Here is an 18933-nt window from a genome sequence, read left to right on the forward strand (position 1 = left end):
TCAGCCGCCGGCGTTCTCCTGGGAGATGCCGGCGGCTTTGGCGGTCAGGTAGCGCTGCTCGGGCAGGCTGGTGGTACGGCGCGCGGCGGCGAGGTAGTGGGTGTGCGCGGCCGTGAGGTCGCCGGCTCGCTCGAGGAGGTGAGCGCGGACGGCGTCCAAGCGGTGGGACTCGGTGAGGCTCTTGTTGTCGTCGAGCGTCGCGAGCAGGTCGAGACCTGCCTGCGGCCCCTCGACCTGGGCGAGGGCGATCGCGCGGTTCAAGGTGACCATCGGGTTCGGCGTGAGCTTCTCCAGCAGCAGGTAGAGGCCGAGGATCTCGCGCCAGTCGGTCTCCTCGGTGCTCGGTGCCTCCGCATGCACCGCCGCGATCGCCGCCTGCAATTGGTACGGACCGACCGCGCCCCGCGACAGCGTGCGCAGGATCAGCGCCGCCCCCTCCTCGATCTGCCGGCGGTCCCACAACGACCGGTCCTGCTCGTCGATCGGAACCAGGCCGCCGTCGGCCGTCGTCCGCGCCGTACGGCGGGAATCCGTCAGCAGCATCAACGCGAGCAGGCCCGCGACCTCGCCGTCGTCCGGCAGGACGTCGTACAGCATGCGCGTCAGCCGGATCGCCTCGGCGGTCAACTCGACCCGTTGCAGCTCCTCGCCGGAGCTCGCGGTGTAGCCCTCGTTGAAGATCAGGTAGAGCACCTGGAGCACGACCCGCAGCCGATCGGCCCGCTCCTCCTCCGGCGGCATCACGAAACGGCTGCCGGCCGCCTTGATGCTCTTCTTCGCCCGGCTGATCCGCGGCGCCATCGTTGCCTCCGGCACCATGAACGCCCGGGCGATCTCCGCGGTGGTCAGACCGCCGACCGCGCGCAGGGTGAGCGCGACCTGCGACGCCGGGGTGACCGCCGGGTGGCAGCAGAGGAACAGCAGCGTGAGCGTGTCGTCGGAAGCCGGCGCCGCGTCGAGGTCGGCCGCGGGTGACACCAGCTCCTCCGGCCCGGCCATCGCGGCAACCGTGTCCTCACGCCGGCGCCGCGCGTTCTCACTCCGGAACTGGTCGGTCAACCGCCGCGTCGCGACCGTGATCAACCACCCCCGCGGATTGGCCGGCACCCCGTCCACGGGCCACTGCGTCGCCGCCGCAAGCAACGCCTCCTGTACGGCGTCCTCACACAGATCGAACTGCCCGTACCGCCGAGCCAAGAACCCCAAAACCTGAGGCGCCGACTCCCGCAACACCCCCTCAACACCCCGAGCGTCAGCCACCCCGCCAGTCACAGTCCCCACCCGCAGGCCCCTCCACCCATCCACACGCCTCTCATCACACCCCCACCCTAAAACCGCCCCCACCACCCACCAGAAGCCCACACCCAAGAACCCCCGGCGTCACGACCGAACACATCCACCCCGCCGACGCGTACCGCGCGGATCGTGGCCCAGCCGGCGGGCGTTTGAGCGGACAACCCCTGAGGTTGCCGGTTGTCCCCCAGGATTTTCGGCTGACAACCGGCAAGGCGAACGGTTATCCGTTCAAACGCCCCGGGGTGAGGATGCCGGATTCGAGGGTTTGGAGGACGGCGGTGGGGGCGGTCAGGCGGGTGAGGTCTCCTTCGGCGACGGCTTCCCAGCCGATGTAGACCATCCACCAGACCAGGCGGCTGATCCAGGCCGGCGGGAGCGACTGGGCGAAGACGCCGTCGGCGTGGCCGCGGGCGATCAGTTCCTCGATCGGCTTGCCGACTTCGTCGAGGCGGGTGAAGAAGTCCTGGACCCACTGAGCCGCTTGCGGGTACGTCGTGGTGAAGCTCGGCTCGTTGAAGAGGAAGAACAGCCGCGGCCCGAGGTCGAACCAGCCGGCCATCAGCCGCTGCAGCGCCTCGCGGGCCGGGCCCTGGTCGAGTTGGGCTTCCTGGACCGTCTGCTCGACGAGTACGAGGACGTCGGCGGCGAGCGCGCGGACGAGGCTCTCGCGGTCCGGGAAGTACCGGTGCAGGGTGCTGCGGGCGACCTGGGCCTCGGCCGCGATGTCACCCAGTGAGGCGGTCCGGCGCTTGCTGAACATCTCGACCGCGGCGTCCAGGATCGCCCGCCGCGTCCGGCTCCGGCTGCCCGACTCCCTCTCCGTCATGCGCTGCACTGTAGTCCTTTGAACCCGTGAAGTTTAATAATAGGACATCACTGTCCGATTCTGCTACGCTGCCGTTCGAGTGGAGGGGAGCTGCAGATGGACCAGGAGACCGCGCAGGCGGCACCGGCATCGAAGGAGCGGTGGGGCAATGTCCGCGTCCTGTGGGGGTTCGTGCGCCCCCATCGGCGGACGCTGGGCGTCGGGATGGTGCTGGGGTTGGGGACGACGGCGGGGTCCCTGGCGACTCCGATGGTGTCGAAGGCGGTGCTGGACGGGCTGGCCGCGGGGACGTCGATCGCGCCGGCGGTGACGTTGCTCGTCGTACTGCTGCTGGTCAGCTCCGGTCTCGGCCTGGTGCAGTGGATCCTGCTCGGGAAGATGGGCGAGCGGGTGGTGCTGGACGCGCGGAGCTCGATGGTACGGCGCCTGTTCCGGGTGCGGGTCGGGGAGCTCGCGGGCCGCTCCCCCGGCGAACTCGTCACCCGCGTCACGTCCGACACCGTGCTCCTGCGCGAAGCCGCCGCGTCGAGCCTCGTCCAGCTGGTGAACGGCGTGATCTCGCTGGTCGGCGCGTTGATCCTGATGGCGATGCTCGACGGCGTGCTGCTGCTCGCGACCCTGGCCTCGCTGGTCGTGGTCGGTGTGATCATCGCGTTGCTGATGCCGCCGATGGCGAAGGCGCAGGAGCAGGCACAGGGTGCGGTCGGCCGGCTCGGCGGCGTACTGGAAGGCGCGCTGCGGGCGATCCGGACGGTCAAGGCGAGCCGGGCGGAGGCACGCGAGAGCGACCGGGTGATCTCCGAGGCGACCGAGTCGGCCCGGCAGAGCGTCCGCGCGATCCGGTACGAGGCGGTCGCCTGGACCGTGGCCGGATTCGGCATCGGCTCGGCGACCCTGCTCATTCTCGGGCTGGGCGCCTGGCGGGTGAGTGAGAACCTGCTGACCGTCTCCGCCCTGGTCGCGTTCCTGCTGTACGCGTTCCAGTTGATGGAGCCCGTCGGCACCCTGACCCAGACCGTCAGCGGACTCCAGTCCGGCATCGCCGCCGCGATGCGCATCCGCGAGGTGGACGCCTTCGAGCTCGAGCCCGACGACCGGACCACCGCCAGAGCAACGATCGCCGACAAGGCCAGGACCACACTCACCTTCGAGAACGTCACCGCCCGCTACGCCCCCGGCGCCGCGCCCGCCCTGCAGGACGTCACCCTGACCATCCCCCGCGCCGGCCACACCGCGATCGTCGGCCCGTCCGGCGCCGGCAAGACGACGATGTTCTCGCTCCTCCTGCGCTTCCTGAACCCGGAGTCCGGCCGCCTGGTCCTCGACGAGATCCCGCTCCCCGACTGGTCGCTCGAGGACCTGAGGCGAAGGATCGTGTACGTCGAGCAGGACACTCCCCTGGTCCCGGGCACTCTCCGCGAGAACCTCCTCTACACCCACGAGGACGCCGCCGAGCCCGCCCTCTGGGAGGCACTCCGAGCCGTCCGCCTGGAGGACCGCGTCCGCGAACTACCCGACGGCCTCGACACCGTCCTGTCGACCGCCGCGATCTCCGGCGGCGAACGCCAACGGATCGCGCTCGCCCGGGCCCTGGTCAGCGACCCGGAGATTCTGCTCCTCGACGAGGCGACCGCTCAACTGGACGGCCTGACCGAGGCCGCCGTCCACGAGGTGATCGCCCGGATCGCCAGGAGCGGCGCCGTGCTGACCATCGCGCACCGGCTGTCCACGGTCATCGACGCCGACCAGATCGTCGTGCTCGAGTCCGGCCGGGGCCGCGCCCGCGGCACCCACCAGGAGCTGCTCGCGACCGACGCCCTCTACCGCGACCTGGTCGCGGCCCTGCGGATCGCGACTCAGGTGTAGGACCAGCCCGACCAGCCGTCCACCTGCACCACGATCACCGGTCCGCGCGGCGGATCGTCGTCGTACTGCGGGTACTTCGCCTGCAGCAGGCCGACCGCCGACGGCAGCTCCGGCACCACCCGCGCGACGCCGTCGACCCGGACCCACCACAGATGCGTCCAGTCCTCCTCGTACTCGTCCACCAGGACCGCGACCCGCGCGTTCTCCGCGATGTTCCGCAACCGCTTCAGCGCGGTCGTGGTCTTCGGCTTCTGATCGATCGCGACGAACACCTCGTCCCCGTGCACCGCGTAGGTCACGGGTACGACGTGCGGCCGCAAGTCACGCCCCACGGTCGCCAGCCGCCCGACCCGGGCCGCCGCGACCCGGGCCCGGCAGGTGGCCTCGTCGAGTCGCACGTCGGCGTCAGCGTTGCAGGCGGCGAAGGGCGGCGGCCGGGAAGGCCCGCGTCAACGGGCCGATGACGGACGCGTCGCGCAGCGCCGTCCGCGCCGCGAGGTGGCCGCAGGCACCGTGGACGCCGCCGCCCGGGTGGATCGCGGAGCTGCCGAGGTACAGGCCGGAGACGAAGGTCCGCGGACTGCCGAGGCCGATGGTCGGGCGGAAGATCAGCTGCTGCTGCAGCTGCATGGTCCCGCCGCCGACCGCGCCGAGGCCGAGGGCCGCGTTGCCGGCCTCGAGCTCGGTCGGCCGCTGGACGTCGCGGTCGATGATCAGGTCGCTGAAGCCGGGCGCGTACCGCTCGATCGCCCGTTCCATCCGGTGCGCCAGCTTGACCGCGGACTCGTCGTCGGCGACCCCGCGCGGCAGGTGCGAGTACGCCCAGACCGCCTCGGTCCCTTCCGGCGACCGGGTCGGGTCGGACGTGGTGGTCTGCCCGATCAGCAGGAACGGCTGCGCCGGTAGCCGCCCGGTGTCCAGGTCCGCGGACAGGTGGACCAGCTCGTCCGCCGTACCCGCCAGATGGACGACGCCCGACGACCGCGCCTCCTCCGACCGCCACGGGATCCGGCCGCTCAGCCGGAAGTTCACCTTGACCGTCGGGTAGTCCCACTGGAACCGCTCGTCCAGGTCCCGCCGCAACCCCGCCGGAATCGTTGCACTCGGCAACAGCTCGCCGTACAGGTCGGGCGCGGACACGTCCGCGATCACGGATCGCTTCACCACGACCGTCTCACCGGAAGCGGTCCGTACGCCGGTGACGCGGCCGGAAGACACCTCGATCGCGGTGACCGGCGTAGCCGGGACGAGGAGGGCGCCCGCGCGCTCGGCCCGGCGTACCAGCGCGGTCGCCAGGCCGCCGGATCCGCCGGTGACGACCGGGTAGCCGACGTCCTGGGCGAGCATGACCAGCAGCCAGCCCATCGTGCCGCTGACGCTGCCGCTCAGGGGCGCGTCGGCGTGCAGCGAGTTGCCGGCGATCAGCGCCGGGCCGCGTGGACCCTCGAACAGCTCCTGGCCCATCCGGTGCATCGGCATCGCCATGAACCGCGCGAACCGCAGGAGCTCCCCGACCGACCCCAGCCTCCGTGCCAGCTGGATGCCCGGCAGGACCGGCGGCCAGGTGGTCAGCAGCGCCTTCAGCAGCGGCTCGCGGATCTCGACGTACTGCTGGTAGAGCCGCAGCCAGGCGTCGCCGTCGCCGGGGTGGTCGGCGCCGATCGACTTCGCGGTGCTCTCCGGGTCCGGATGGATCGCGACCGCGGCGCCGTCCGGGTCCATCAGGTGGGCGACCGGCAACGGCGCGTAGGACCACCGCAGGCCGTGCTTCTCCAGCTCCAGCGCGCGCAGCACCGGAGACGCGACGCCGAGTGGGTAGTTCGAACTGAAACGGTCGCTGATCCAGCCGTCACTCTCGGTCGACCGGACCGCACCACCGAAGGCGTCCGCGGCCTCCAGCACCAGCACGTCCCAGCCCGCGTCGGCGAGGGCGTTCGCGCTCACCAGCCCGTTCGGCCCCGACCCGATCACCACGGCATCAACACTGCGCGGGAGCATACGTCGAGCCTAGCCCGAGCGGGCCTCGATCTCCCGCATCAGGGTGGTCAGCTCGCGAGCGCGCCCCACCATCGCCGGGTCGACCATCCGTCCGTCCGGGAGCACGATCACCCCACCCTCGGCGACCCCGGCCTTCTCCACGGCCGCGAGCAGCGCCTCGGCCTCGGCCAGCTGTACGGCGGTCGGCGTGAAGCACTCGACGATCGTGGACAGCTGTCGCGGGTGGATCGCCGTACGCCCGACGAAGCCGAGGGCCCGGCCCTCCAGGCACGTCTGCCGGAGCCCGTCGGGATCGTTGACGTGCGGATACACCGACATCATCGGAGCACCGAGCCCGGCCGCCCGCGATGCCGTCACCAGCCGGCCGCGCGCCCACGCCAGCCCGGCCGGACCGTCCACTCCCAACGAGCTCGCCAGGTCCGCCTCGCCCAGCGCCACCGCGACCAGCTGAGGATGGACGGAGGCGATCTCGAAGGCCCGCTCCAACCCGAGCGGTGACTCGATCAGTGCGGTGATCCTTGCCGAAGGCACCTGCTCGAGCACGGCCCGGACATCGGCCGCGCTCTCCACCTTCGGCACCCGGACCCGGATCCCCGGTACGGCGGCCAGCGCGGCCAGGTCGTCCTCGATCCACGGCGTCCCCGGCGCGTTCACCCGGACCTCGACCGGACCGGTGGCGTTGGCGGCGATCCAGGCGACCGCCCAGCCGCGGGCGTCGGCCTTGTCGTCGACCGGCACCGCGTCCTCCAGGTCGAACACGACCAGGTCGGGGCCGGCGGCAACTGCCTTCGCGAACCGGTCCGGCCGGTTGGCCGGCACGTACAGCGCGGTCAGCATGTCAGACCACTCCGGCTGCCCGCAGCGCCGCGAGCTGCTCGGGTGTCACGCCGATCTCGGCGAGCACCTCGTCGGTGTTCGCGCCGTGCGGCCGGCCGGCCCAGCGGATCGATCCCGGCGACTCCGACAGCCGGAACAGCACGTTCTGCATCTGCACCGGTCCGCCGAGCTCGTCGTCGTCCACGGCGACGATCGTCTCCAGGGCGGCGTACTGCGGGTCGGTCATGATGCCGCGGATGTCGTGCACCGGCCCGACCGCGGCCTCCGCCTTCTCGAACTCCGCCATCACCACGTCCAGCGGGCGTTCGGCGATCCACGACCCGACCGCCTCGTCCAGCTCGTCCGCGTGCAGTGCGCGCTCGCGCCCGGTCGCGAACCACGGCTCGGCGACCAGATCCGGCCGCCCGACCAGCGTGACCACCCGCTCGGCGATGCTCTGTGAGCTCGTCGACACCGCGACCCAGCGGCCGTCGGCGGTCCGGTAGACGTTGCGCGGCGCGTTGTTCGACGACCGGTTCCCCAGCCGCGGCTGGACGTATCCGGTCTGCTGGTACGCCGTGATGCCGCCGCCGAGCATCATCAGGATCGGCTCGATGATCGCCAGGTCGATGACCTGGCCCTGACCGGACCGATCGCGTTCGTGCAGCGCGACCATCACGGCGTACGCCGTCGCCAGCGCAGTGATCCCGTCCGCGAGGCCGAACGGCGGCAGCGTCGGCGGACCGTCCGGCTCACCGGTCACGGCCGCGAACCCGCTCATCGCCTCGGCCAGCGACCCGAACCCGGGCCGCTTCGACCACGGCCCGACCTGGCCGAACGCCGTCACCCGGGCGATCACCAGCCGCGGGTTGGCCTCGAGCAGGACGTCGGGACCGAGGCCCCAGCGCTCCAGGGTGCCGGGCCGGAAGTTCTCCACCAGGACGTCCTGGGAACGCACCAGGTCGAGGAAGACCTCGCGGCCGCGGGACAGGTCCAAAGTCGCGAGCCGTTTGTTCCGGCCGAGCGTCTTGAACCACAGCCCGATGCCGTCCTTCGAGGCGCCGTGGGTGCGCGCGGCGTCCGGCCGGGCCGGGTGCTCGATCTTGGTGACGTCGGCCCCGAAGTCGGCCAGGAACGTCGCCGCGAGCGGCCCCGCGAACAGCGTCGCCGCCTCCAGCACCTTCACTCCGTCGAGTGCGGCAGCCCTCATCCCGCGATCCTGAAACCGATGGTGCCGGCCCGGTCCAGACCGCCACCCGTCAACACCAGTTTGAAGCTCACTTCGGGCTCCTGCGGTCCGCCGTCGGCGTACCAGTCGGAGCCCTCGGCAACATAGTGCGACCCGCCCTTGAGGATGCAGAACCGGCTGCGGCCGTCCCGGTGCTCGCTCTCGGTCAGGTTCCACACCAGTGGCTCGCCGCGGGTGAAGCCGTCCAGCCCGGCGGCGACCTGCCACTCGTCCTCGGTCGGCAGCCGCCCGCCGCGCCAGGCCGCGTACGCCCTTGCGTCCGGCAGGTCGACGTACGTGACCGGCTGGTCCTCGGTCCCGGCCGGTGGTGCGCCGTCCACCCAGTGCTTCAGGAAGCGATTCGCCACCAGCGGCCGGTAGCCGGTCGCGGCGAGGAACTCGGCGTACTCGGCGTTCGTCACCTCGGACACCGCGACCGAGATGCCTGGCAGGGTCACCTCGCGCCGCACTGTCTGGATGTCGTGCAGCCGTGGCGGCAGCGGCTTCCACTCCTCCACGTAGGGCGCCTGGTCGTACAGCCCGGTCTCGCGCCGCCGGTGCCGCACGGTCAACGCCTGCTCTCCCGCCGGTACGACGACCGCCGGGCCGATCGACGCGTCACCCGTGACCTCCGGTACGTCGATCCGCCGGGCGGGCGCCATCGGGAACGCGGAGTCCTTGACGTGCGGTCGCGGCAGCGTGCCGAGCCGGCGCGCGGTGGCCCGGCAGTTGGTTCCGGCGGTCGCCCCGACCCGGACGATCCCGGTGACACCGCGGCCCGGAACGACCAGGTGCACACCATCCTCGTCGGCCGTGATCGGGACGCCCGAGGTCACGTCGTACCAGTCGCCGACCTGATCCTCCGAGCGCAGTACGACGCCCTCGAAGTCCTGCTCGTCGCGGTTGATCAGCGTCCAGAAGGTGATGTCGGCGAGGTCCCAGCGGGAGCCGTAGATGCCGTGCTCACGCGCCTTGTCCGGGACCTCCGGGGTGAGCTGGATCCAGTCGCCGTTGATCAGCACCGGCGCGAACGCGCGCTGCGCGGCGACCATCCGGCGCAGGGTCGCCCGGTCGCGCGCGTTCCAGCCGACCCACGCGGAGAACACCGACTCCCATACGAGCATGCCGACGCCGTTCACCCAGGCGGACTGCAACTCGTCGCTGTGGTCGCGGTTCCACCGGCGGGTGTGGTGCATCATGTGCCGGCGCTCGAACAGGTGCGCCCGCAGCACGCCGGGCGCCTTGGTGTCGGCGAACCACTGCGCCCAGGACAGCGCGTGGTCCCCGATCCTTGCCATCGGCAACCGGGACTCGCCCTCGAGCGCGATCGCCGGGTTCGCCTTGCGCAGCGCGCGGGTGAACGCCGGGTCGCCCTCCTTCAACGTGTCCAGGAAGACACCGTCGACGGCGTAGTCGGTGACGAGCGCGGCGAACTCCTCGGCGTCCGAACGCGCGGCCCGGCGGGTGCCGACGTCCCACGGGTTGTAGTCGAAGAACACCTTCAGCCCGAGCCGGTGCAGGTCGTCGACCAGCTCCCGCAGGCCCGGTACGTCGCGGTAGTAGTCGAACTGGTTGCGGTCGTCGATGCCGATCACCGGATAGGCGTGCCAGAGCACGACCGCGTCGTACCCGCCGAAGTCGTCGATCCCGTGCCGGACGAACTTCTCCGGCGTGAACCTGCCGGTCTCGACGTCGTACAGCTGGTCGTCCCAGAGCCATACCAGCGCCACCGAGTACGCCGTCTGGGTCCACTCCCGGCCGGCGACCTCGTAGTGCGTGCCGTCGTACGGCGTCCGGTCGTACGCACCGATCAACCACTCGGCGAGCTTGCCGCGCCAGCGCGGCAGGTCGGCCGGGTCCTCCGGGGCGCCGAGGATCTTGGCGTCGTCGAGGAAGGCCAGGTCGGCCCGGAGTCCGAGGTCCACCCTGGCGGGCAGATCGATGGGCCGCGGCTCGAGCGGATTCACAGGTACACCTCCGCATGACGCGCGTCGATTGCATCCCCGTGAGGCACCGAGGGAATCGCCCCCGCGGCCTGAACACTCAGTGAAGCAGCAACGTTAGCGCGTCGGACAGCATTCGTCAGGTCGCTGGGCGTGATCGAGTCGGTGGCTGACACGGCAGACAATGTTGCCGCCAGCACACCGCAGAACGTGTCTCCCGCGGCCGTGGTGTCGACCACGTCCACCGGTACGCCGGGAACGGCGATCTCGTCGTCGCCGCGGGTCAGGACGACCGCGCCCTCGGCGCCGAGCGTGACCACCGCGGCCGGCACCCGCTTGAGCAGCGCGGACCGATCGGCGCCGGCGATCAGCTCGGCCTCGGTCTCGTTCACCACCAGCAGGTCGACGTCGGCGAGCAGGTCGTCGGACAGCTCGGCGGCCGGGGCCGCGTTCAGGATGAAGTACGAGCTCGTCGCGGCCGCGGCCCGGACGGTCGCGAACGGGATCTCCAGTTGGGAAAGGACGATTTTCGCCCGGCCGACCGCCCGGGCCGCGTCGTCGGACAGTGTCAGCTCGCCGTTCGCACCCGGCGCGACCACGATCGAGTTCTCCCCGGTGGCATCGACCGTGATGATCGCCGTACCGGTCGGGGCGGTCGACGAGGTCACCAGGGACAGGTCCACCTCGTGCAGCGCGTCGCGCAGCAGGTCGCCGGCATCGTCCACGCCGAGTGAGGCGACGATGGCGGTGCGTGCTCCCGCGCGGGCCGACGCGACCGCCTGGTTCGCGCCCTTGCCGCCCGGTCCACGGGTCATCGCACCCGCGAGGACGGTCTCGCCGGGGCGCGGGATCCGCTGGACCGGAAGCACCAGATCCACGTTCGCGCTGCCGACGACCACCACGTCAGACTCCACCCCGGGCCACCTCCACAGTCCTCGCCGCCAGCTCGCTGATCGCGATCTGGTTCATCCCCGGCAGGCTTGTGGCCAGCCGGTTGTCCAGTGGTGCAGACCACTCTGCCGGAACCCCGCGGACGGCGCCAAACACCGCACCGACCGTGGCGCCGGCCGAGTCCGTGTCCCACCCACCCATCACCGCCCGGCCGACCGCGTCCGCGAAGGTCGGCGCGGTCAACGCGTACGCAGTCAGGGCGGTGTTGTTCACCGCATGCACCCAGTGCAGATCGCCGTACTCGTTGTGCAGCGCGTCGAGGGCGTCGTCCAGCTCGGCGTCCGCGAGCGCCAGGCCGAAGTGGACCGCCCGGGCGATCGCACCGTCGGCCGCGATCACGTCGAGGCCGGCGACGGCTGCCTCGCGCGGGTCGTCCACGACCAGGGCCGCCGCCGAGATCGCCGCCACCCAGAGGGCTCCGTCCACGCCCGCGCCGGTGTGGCTCAGCCGGGCGTCGACCAGCGCGATCCGGGCCGCCGCGCTCCGGTCCCCGGGATGCGCCCAGCCGTACGCGTCGGTCCTGATCTGGGCCCCGATCCACTCCCGGAACGGATTGCCGACGACGGCCGCGCGGTCCGGCTCGACCCCTTCGAGAAGGTTGCGGTAGGCAACACGTTCGGCGGTGAACACGCGGCCGGCCGGCAGGTCGTTCAGCCAGGCCTGCGCGACGTCCTCGGTGGTCAGCGCGGAGCCGTGCCGCTCGAGCAGTTGTAGCGCCAGGATGGCGAAGTTCAGGTCGTCGTCCTCGGGCATGCCGTCGATGACCTCGCGCAGGCTGGTCGGCTTCGACCGCCGGTTCCACGGCCAGCGCTGCTGCACCTCGTCCGGTACGCCGACGGCGGTGATGTACTGCGTCAGCGGCCACTGCCCGGACGTCTCCAGGATCTCCCGGATGCCCGCCCGCGGGATCTTCTCCACCGGCTTCCCGAGCAGGTTGCCGGCCGCACGGCCGAGCCAGGCATTCAGCATCCGCTGCTCGAGGTCGTCGGCTCCCTTCAGAACCGGGACCTCCGGAACCACCGGCTCCGGCCGGGCCGGCGCCCGCCGGTCCAGCTCGTCCATCAGCTCGCGCGCCAGCGACCGCAGCTCGGCCGGGGCGGGCTCGTCCGACGCACCCGAGGCCGGCGCGTCCGTAATACCACCGGCGGCACGCCAGCGCGCCTCGACATCGGCGACGTCCACCCCCTCGGCCCGCGACTGGATCAGTTGATGCGGCAGCAGGTCCTCCGGCTGCACCCAGGTCAGTCTCATCCGGGTCCTTCCTTCCCTTGTTGCAGCAGGCGAAACGCGTCCCTGGAACGTCGTGTCACGGCCGCCCGATACTCCCTCACATGCCCACCCGCCGCAGCTTCCTCACCGCGACCGGCGCCGCCGCCGCCCTCGCTCTCACCGGCACCCTCCCTGAGATCCGTGAAGGAGTAGGAATACCGCATCGCTCCGACAACCGGCCGCTGTTCACCCTCGGCGTCGCGTCGGGCGACCCGATGCCGGACGCGGTGGTGATCTGGACCCGGCTCGCACCGGGACCGCTGGAGCCGTTCGGCGGGATGGACGACCGCACGGTGAAGGTCGAGTGGGAGGTGGCCGAGGACGAGAGGTTCCGCCGGGTGGTACGACGCGGGTCCGCGCACGCCCGGCCGGAGTACGCGCACACCGTGCACGTCGACGTCCGCGGGCTGCGACCGTGGCGGCACTACTTCTACCGGTTCCGTGCCCGCGGTCAGCTCAGTCCGGTCGGACGGACCAGAACCGCGCCGGCGCCGTGCGAGCAGCCCGCGTTGACGATGGCGGTCGCGTCGTGCCAGGCGTTCTACGACGGCTACTACACGGCGTACCAGGACGTCGTCCAGCGCGATCACGACGTCGTCCTGTTCCTCGGCGACTACATCTACGAGGTCGGTGTGGGCCCGACCGCCGGCATCCGCAACCAGCCGGTGCCGGTCGACTTCGCCGGCGAGATCTTCACGCTGGACGAGTACCGCGCCCGGTACGCGCTGCACCGCACCGATCCCGACCTGCAGGCGGCGCACGCGGCCGCGCCGTGGGTGGTGACGCTCGACGACCACGAGGTCGAGGGCAACTGGGCCGACTACGTCTCCGAGGACGGTCTGCCGCACGACGACTTCCTGGTCCGGCGCGCCAACGGCTTCCGCGCGTACTGGGAACACATGCCGCTGCGGCTCGGGCAGTCGGCCGACGGGCCGTCCATCCGGCTGCACCGCCATCTCCGCTTCGGCCGGACCGCGGACCTGAGCGTGCTGGACACCCGGCAGTTCCGTGACGACCAGACCGGCACGGGCGGCTGGCTGCCGCCGGACGAGGTGTCGACCGACCCGGCGCGGACGATCACCGGCGCCGAGCAGGAACGCTGGCTGCTGGACACTCTCCGCCGCTCCCCCAGCCGGTGGAACGTCGTCGCCCAGCAGGTCGCGATGGCCCAACTCGACCGCAAGACCGGACCCGAGCTCGAACTGCCGATGGACACCTGGAACGGGTACGCCGCCTCCCGCGACCGCGTGCTGTCCGGCGTTCGCGACCGCGGCGTGCGCAACTTCGTCGTCCTGACCGGGGACCTGCACCGCAGCGTGGCCTCCGACCTGCGGGTGAACTTCGCCGATCCGTCGGACGCCGCGGTCGGCAGCGAGTTCGTCACCACGTCGATCTCGTCCGGCAAGGACGGTCTCGACGAGGACGCCACCGGTCGCGCGCTGCTCGCCGAGAACCCGCACGTCAAGTTCCAGAACGTGCGGCGCGGCTACCTCAGCTGCCGGCTCGACCGCAGCCGGTGGACGTCGGAGTTCCGCATTGTCGACCGCGTCACCACGCCCGGCGGTACGGCGTCCACCCGCGCCACTCTGGTCGTCGAGGACGGCCGTCCCGGAACCCATCTGGCCTGAACGGATCCGCTCATGAAACGCGCCGCCCTGCTCGCCGTCCCACTCACTCTGCTGCTCCCGGCCGTGGCCGTTGCCAGCGGCAACAAGCACGTCGAGGTCAGCGCCACGCCCCGGCCGGTAGAGGTCGTACCGCTGCCCTGCTTCCCGTCCGGCAAGCTCACCCTCGGGATGACCAACACCGGCCGCAAGCCGACCATCGCCGACATGCGGATCAGCGGCGAACCGGAGCTGACGCTGTCCCGACGCCAGTTCTCCAGCTACCTGCCCGTCGGCCAACTCGTCAAGGCACCGCTCGAGGTGACGGTGCCGCGCGGGACGGCGCCCGCGACGTACGGCGTCGACCTCAGTGTCGGGCGGGAGCATCTGCGCGTGCCGATCAGCGTCCAGCCCGTGCCGCGTCGGGACAATGTCCTGCTCGGTGAGCAGGCCGTCGCCTCGTCCACCCACGGCAACATGCGGCTCTGTGGCGGCGTCGACGGCAACGCCGACTCCGCGCAGTGGGGCGCCAGCGGCTGGCACGACGCCACCAAGGGCGTCTTCCCCGACACGTACGGCGTCGACTTCGTCGCACCCGTCACCGTCGGCCGGGTCGTCCTGCAGACCCTGGACTCCGCCCGCTACCCGGCGTCCGTGATGGGCATCCGCGACTTCGACGTCCAGGTCCGGAGCGCCGGCACCTGGACGACGGTCGGCGAAGTCCGCAGCAACGTCCAAGGCAACGTTACCGTCACCTTCGCGCCCCGGCCGGTCGACGCCGTCCAGCTCGTCAGCCGTGATTCCAACGACCACGGGTACTCCCGGATCGTCGAACTCGAGGCGTACAGCTCCTGACATTCAGACCAGTGCGTCCAACGCGGCCGTCCGCCGGGCCCAGCGCTCGGCGTCGGCCGTGCGGATGTCCTCGGCCACCGACGCCATCACCCGGCCGGGCAGCTCGAGGTCGGTCTTGCTGGCCTCGGCGATGTCCGCCGCCCAGTCCGCCGGTACGCCGTCCAGGCCGCTGAGCGCACCGGTGATCGCGCCGGCCATCGACGCGATCGAGTCCGCGTCCCGGCCGTAGTTGGTGCCGCCGAGGACGGCCCGCCGTACGTCGCCACCGGAGACCAGGACGAACCCGAGCGCGACCGGGAGCTCCTCGATCGCCTTCGTCCGGCTCGGCCGGCGGGCGTCCATCGACTGGTCGCGGTACTCCGGCCCGACCAGGTCGTACGGCTCGATCGCCTTGCGCAGCAGCGGGATCGCCTGTTCCCAGTCGATGATCCCGTCGGCTGCGTCGGCCACGGCCTCGACCGCCCTGCGGGTCCCGTCCTTGGCCAGCGCGAGCGCCGCGTCGACCGCCGAGGCGGCTGTTGCCCCGGGCACCATCGCGGCGGCGACGGCGGCCGCGAACACGCCGGCCGCCTCCCGCCCGTAGCTCGACTGGTGCGCACCGGCGATATCGATCGCCTCCGCGTACGCGCCTTCGGGATCGCCCGCGTTGGCGATGCCGACCGGCGCCATGTACATCGCCGCACCACAGTTGACGATGTTGCCGACCCCTGCCTCGCGCGGGTCGACGTGCCCGTAGTGCAGCCGGGTGACCAGCCACTTCTCGGCCAGGAACACCCGGTGCAGCAGCAGCGCGTCGGCCTCGAGCTCGGGGACCCAGCGGCGGCCGTTCAGCATCTTTGGCACCAGCACGTCCGCGATCGCGTACGCGTCCAGGTGCGTCCGGCGCTCGTCGTACACCTCGACCAGCGCGTGCGTCATCAACGTGTCGTCGGTGATGTGCCCGTCGCCCTTGTGGTACGGCGCGATCGGCCGGGCCGTCCGCCACTCGTCGTACCACGGGCCGACGATGCCGGTCACCCAGCCGCCGTGCCGTTCCCGGATCGCCTCCGGGGTCCAGCCCTCGACGGCACCGCCGATCGCGTCACCGACCGCGGAGCCGACGAGGACACCTGTCGCCTTCTGTTCCAGCAGGGACGTCACTGGTTGACCTGACCCCATCCGTCGCTCAGCTTCTTGCCCAGCGTCGCCAGATCGGTCTTGTTCGCCAGGTACTCCTGCAGGGCCGGCGTCGCGATCTGGTCCTTCCACTTCGGGTAGTTCTCCACGCTCTGGAACGGCGCCTTGGTCAGCTCACCGGCCCCGGCCAGCGTCTGCTCCCAGCCGTTCTTGCCGCCGGTCGCCTTCAGGATCGCGTCCCGGGCCGCCTGCGTGGTCGGGATCAGCCAGTCACCCTGACCGACGGCGGCCAGGTTCTCGGCCTTCATGAAGTAGTCGATGAACTTCGCGGACTGCTCGATGTGCTTGCCCTCGGCCGGCACCGACAACGTCTGCGGGTTCGCGGCCTGCTTGGTGCTGGTGCCCTTCAGCGGCGGCAGCACCTCCCACTGGAAGCCCTTCGGCGCCTGCTCGACCATCTGCTGGGCGGCGTAGTTGCCGCCGACAACCATGGCGTACTTGCCGGCGAAGAAGCCCGGCAGTACGTCGGAACCGCTCTGCGTCAGCGAGGTCGGCTCGATCGACTTGTCCGTGTACGCCATCGCGTGGATCCGCTTCGGCACCTCGAGCTCGGCGTCGCCGATCTTCGCCTTCGCGTCCCGGCCGGAGCCCTCGAAGAACTGCCCGTCGAAGTTCATCCCCAGGTTCAGCACGGTCGCGGTCGGGCTCTTCAGCCCCCAGCCGAGGCCGTACTTGCCGCCGGCGGTGAGCTTCTTCGCGTCCGCCTGCAGCTGGTCCCAGCTCAGCGAGTCGCCGGTCGTGGCGACGCCGGCCTGCTTCAGCAGCGCGGAGTTGCCGAAGACGACGTACGACTGCAGCAGCGTCGGCGCCGCGATGATCTTGCCGTCGCCGCTCTTCACCGTGTCCCAGACACCCTGCGGTACGGCGTCCTTCGTCTCCTGACTCAGATGCGGCGTCAGGTCGGCGAGGTACCCCTGGTTGGCGAAGCCGGTGATGTCGGCGGACTCGTCGTGGATGATGTCCGGCGCCGTCCCGCCCTGGAACTGGGTGACCAGCTGGTCGTGCACCGAGTCCCAGCTGCCCTGGACGTACTCGACCTGGATGTTCGGGTTGGCCGCGTTCCAGTCCGCGACGATCTTCTTCGTCGCGGCGACCGTGGTCTTCTGGAAGGCGAGGCTCTGGAACTTCAGCGTCACCTTCTCGTTCGGCTCACCGGACCCCTCGTCGCTGCTGCCACCACAGGCGGCGAGTGTCACCAGCGCACCCGCCGCGAGCAACGCGGTCAATACCTTCTTCATAACCTCTCCTAACCTTTGACTGCGCCGCTCAGCAGGCCGGACGTCAGCCGGCGCTGCAGGAAGGCGAAGAACACGAGACTGGGAACCGTGGCCAGCACAGAGGCGGCAGCCAGCGGACCGAACTGGACCTGACCTTCGGCGCCGACGAAGCGGGCGAGCACCAGCGGCAAGGTCTTGAGCTCCGGGTCCTGCAGCAGGACCAGAGCGAAGAAGAACTCGTTCCACGCCGAGATGAAGGTGAACATCGCGGTCGCGATCAACCCCGGCCGCAGCAGCGGCATCACGATCGACACGATCGTCCGCAACCGCCCGGCGCCGTCCACCGACGCGGCCTCCTCCAGCTCGCGCGGCACGGCGGCGACGTACCCCTGCAGCATCCACAGCGCGAACGGCATCGACCAGACCATGTAGACGATCACCACGCCGGGGATCGTGTTGGTCAGCTGCAGCGGCCGCAGGATCATGAACAGCGGGATCACGATCAGGATGACCGGGAACACCTGGCTGACCAGGATCCAGCCGTTCGTCACCGGCCGCAGCCGGCTGCGGAACCGGGCGAGCGCGTAGGCGACCGGCAGGGACACGATCAGCACCAGGATCGTGCTGGCGATCGAGATCTGCAGGCTGTTCATCAGCCCGCGCACCAGACCTTGCTCGTTCAGCGCGTCGCTGTAGTTGCCGAAGTCGATGTCCTTCGGCAGCAGGCTCGGCGTGACGCTCGCGAACTCCCGCGGCGACTTCAGCGAGCTGGACAGCAACCACAGCAGCGGGAACGCGAGGAACACCAGGTAGACGACGACGGCGACGTACTGCAGGGTGCGCGCGACCGGACGGGTCCTCATGCCTGGCTCCTCAACCGGTTCCGCAGGTAGAACGCCAGGAACACGATGATGATCACGACCATCACGTCACCCATCGCCGCGGCCATCCCGAAGTTCCCGTAGCGGAACGCCTCGTTGTAGGCGAACAGCATCGGCAGCATCGTCTTGCCGCCCGGACCGCCGGCGGTGAGCACGTAGACCAGGCCGAACGAGTTGAAGTTCCAGATCATGTCCAGGCTGGTGATCGCCACGATCACCGTCTTCAGCTGCGGCAGCGTGATGTTCCAGAACTGGCTCCACGCGCCGGCGCCGTCGACCGCGGCCGCCTCGTACAGCGAGCGGTCGATGCCTTGCAGCCCGGCCAGCAGGGTGACCGTGGTCATCGGCATGCCGACCCAGATCCCGACCACGATCACGGCCGGCAGCGCCGTACCGAAGTCGCCGAGGAAGTTGATCGGCTGGTCGGTCAGGTTGAGGGTCTGCAGCACCTCGTTGACCGGGCCGTTCGTCGGGTGCAGCAGCAGCCGCCACATGATCGCGACGACCACCGGGGGCATCGCCCACGGGATCAGCGCGAGCGTCCGGGCGACGCCGCGGAACTTGATGTCGGTGTTCAGCAGCAGCGCCAGGCCGAGCGCGGCGACGAACTGCAGGATCGTCACCGACAGGGTCCAGATGATGCCGATCCGGAACGACGACCAGAACAGGTCGTTCTGCAGCAGCTTCGCGAAGTTGTCGAAGCCGACGAAGTTGGTGTCCACGTTCAGCCCGGCGCGGGCGTCGGTGAAGCCGAGCGCGATGCCGCGGACCAACGGGTACACGCTGAGCAGCAGCACCGGCAGCAACGCCGGCAGGAACAGGAAGATCGCCTCCCGGTTCTGCTTCGGTCGCCCGGTCGGCCGCGCCGGCGTCTCGGGCGGGGCGGTGACGGTAGCGGTCATGGAGCCTCCCGGCCTGGACTGAGGAGCGGAGGGAGCGAAGCGACCGAAGTGACGAGGGAAGGCCGGGAGCAACAGCTCCATGACCCGCCGCGCCGGAGGCGTGGC

General features: G+C 70.8%; 16 protein-coding genes. 3 read left to right on the plus strand and 13 right to left on the minus strand.

Annotation, left to right across the window (positions count from 1 at the left end):
* Positions 1–1197 (minus strand): RNA polymerase sigma factor, encoded by a 1197-nt coding sequence (locus ACQPYZ_RS22810; RefSeq protein WP_433159483.1) that lies wholly within the window; start codon positions 1195–1197, stop codon positions 1–3.
* Positions 1198–1516: 319 nt separating this feature from the next.
* A complete protein-coding gene (locus ACQPYZ_RS22815; protein WP_433159485.1) occupies positions 1517–2122 on the minus strand; it encodes a TetR/AcrR family transcriptional regulator in 606 nt (201 codons plus the stop codon).
* A gap of 96 nt (positions 2123–2218) precedes the next feature.
* Between ACQPYZ_RS22815 and ACQPYZ_RS22820 the strand changes: the two genes are divergently transcribed.
* On the plus strand, positions 2219–3988 hold the full coding sequence (locus ACQPYZ_RS22820) for an ABC transporter ATP-binding protein (protein ID WP_433159488.1): 1770 nt from the start codon (positions 2219–2221) through the stop codon (positions 3986–3988).
* Here ACQPYZ_RS22820 and ACQPYZ_RS22825 read toward each other — a convergent pair.
* The 7 genes from ACQPYZ_RS22825 to ACQPYZ_RS22855 are packed head-to-tail and all read right to left on the minus strand — an operon-like array spanning position 3979 to position 12175.
* Positions 3979–4386, minus strand: coding sequence for a TIGR03668 family PPOX class F420-dependent oxidoreductase (locus ACQPYZ_RS22825; RefSeq protein ID WP_433159491.1), 408 nt, complete (start codon positions 4384–4386; stop codon positions 3979–3981). The two genes, ACQPYZ_RS22820 and ACQPYZ_RS22825, sit on opposite strands and share 10 nt — an antisense overlap.
* Positions 4387–4393: 7 nt before the next feature.
* Positions 4394–5986 carry a phytoene desaturase family protein gene (locus ACQPYZ_RS22830; protein WP_433159493.1) on the minus strand — a complete coding sequence of 531 codons (1593 nt, stop codon included), beginning with the start codon at positions 5984–5986 and terminating at the stop codon, positions 4394–4396.
* A gap of 9 nt (positions 5987–5995) precedes the next feature.
* Positions 5996–6823: an HpcH/HpaI aldolase/citrate lyase family protein gene (locus ACQPYZ_RS22835; protein WP_433159495.1), complete on the minus strand. Its 828-nt coding sequence runs from the start codon at positions 6821–6823 to the stop codon at positions 5996–5998.
* 1 nt (position 6824) lies between these two features.
* The gene (locus ACQPYZ_RS22840) at positions 6825–8012 is read right to left on the minus strand and encodes a CaiB/BaiF CoA transferase family protein (RefSeq protein ID WP_433159497.1); all 1188 of its coding nucleotides are present in this window, start codon (positions 8010–8012) and stop codon (positions 6825–6827) included.
* Entirely contained in the window at positions 8009–9997 is a 1989-nt protein-coding gene (locus ACQPYZ_RS22845; RefSeq protein WP_433159499.1) for an SUMF1/EgtB/PvdO family nonheme iron enzyme, read from the minus strand. Before ACQPYZ_RS22845 ends, ACQPYZ_RS22840 begins: the two co-directional genes overlap by 4 nt.
* Positions 9994–10887 (minus strand): ribokinase, encoded by an 894-nt coding sequence (locus ACQPYZ_RS22850; RefSeq protein ID WP_433159501.1) that lies wholly within the window; start codon positions 10885–10887, stop codon positions 9994–9996. The genes ACQPYZ_RS22845 and ACQPYZ_RS22850 overlap by 4 nt, the downstream gene beginning before the upstream one ends.
* Positions 10877–12175: an ADP-ribosylglycohydrolase family protein gene (locus ACQPYZ_RS22855; protein ID WP_433159503.1), complete on the minus strand. Its 1299-nt coding sequence runs from the start codon at positions 12173–12175 to the stop codon at positions 10877–10879. Before ACQPYZ_RS22855 ends, ACQPYZ_RS22850 begins: the two co-directional genes overlap by 11 nt.
* An 80-nt stretch (positions 12176–12255) precedes the next feature.
* On the opposite strand from ACQPYZ_RS22855, the gene ACQPYZ_RS22860 reads away from it, so the two are divergent.
* On the plus strand, positions 12256–13821 hold the full coding sequence (locus tag ACQPYZ_RS22860) for an alkaline phosphatase D family protein (RefSeq protein ID WP_433159506.1): 1566 nt from the start codon (positions 12256–12258) through the stop codon (positions 13819–13821).
* A 12-nt stretch (positions 13822–13833) separates the two neighbouring features.
* Entirely contained in the window at positions 13834–14652 is an 819-nt protein-coding gene (locus ACQPYZ_RS22865) for a galactose-binding domain-containing protein (protein ID WP_433159508.1), read from the plus strand.
* Between the two features lie 3 nt (positions 14653–14655).
* Here the strand turns inward: ACQPYZ_RS22865 and ACQPYZ_RS22870 are convergent, their stop codons facing one another.
* Genes ACQPYZ_RS22870 through ACQPYZ_RS22885 form a run of 4 tightly spaced genes read right to left on the minus strand, consistent with a single transcriptional unit; the run spans position 14656 to position 18828 of the window.
* Positions 14656–15792: an ADP-ribosylglycohydrolase family protein gene (locus ACQPYZ_RS22870; protein ID WP_433159511.1), complete on the minus strand. Its 1137-nt coding sequence runs from the start codon at positions 15790–15792 to the stop codon at positions 14656–14658.
* On the minus strand, positions 15789–17066 hold the full coding sequence (locus ACQPYZ_RS22875) for an ABC transporter substrate-binding protein (protein ID WP_433159514.1): 1278 nt from the start codon (positions 17064–17066) through the stop codon (positions 15789–15791). The genes ACQPYZ_RS22870 and ACQPYZ_RS22875 overlap by 4 nt, the downstream gene beginning before the upstream one ends.
* 8 nt (positions 17067–17074) lie before the next feature.
* Complete coding sequence (locus ACQPYZ_RS22880) at positions 17075–17908, minus strand: carbohydrate ABC transporter permease (RefSeq protein WP_433159516.1); 834 nt, start codon at positions 17906–17908, stop codon at positions 17075–17077.
* Positions 17905–18828 (minus strand): carbohydrate ABC transporter permease, encoded by a 924-nt coding sequence (locus ACQPYZ_RS22885; RefSeq protein ID WP_433159518.1) that lies wholly within the window; start codon positions 18826–18828, stop codon positions 17905–17907. The genes ACQPYZ_RS22880 and ACQPYZ_RS22885 overlap by 4 nt, the downstream gene beginning before the upstream one ends.
* Between the last annotated feature and the right edge of the window lie 105 nt (positions 18829–18933).

The sequence above is a fragment of the Kribbella sp. CA-247076 genome (assembly GCF_050942445.1).
Lineage (GTDB): Bacteria > Actinomycetota > Actinomycetes > Propionibacteriales > Kribbellaceae > Kribbella.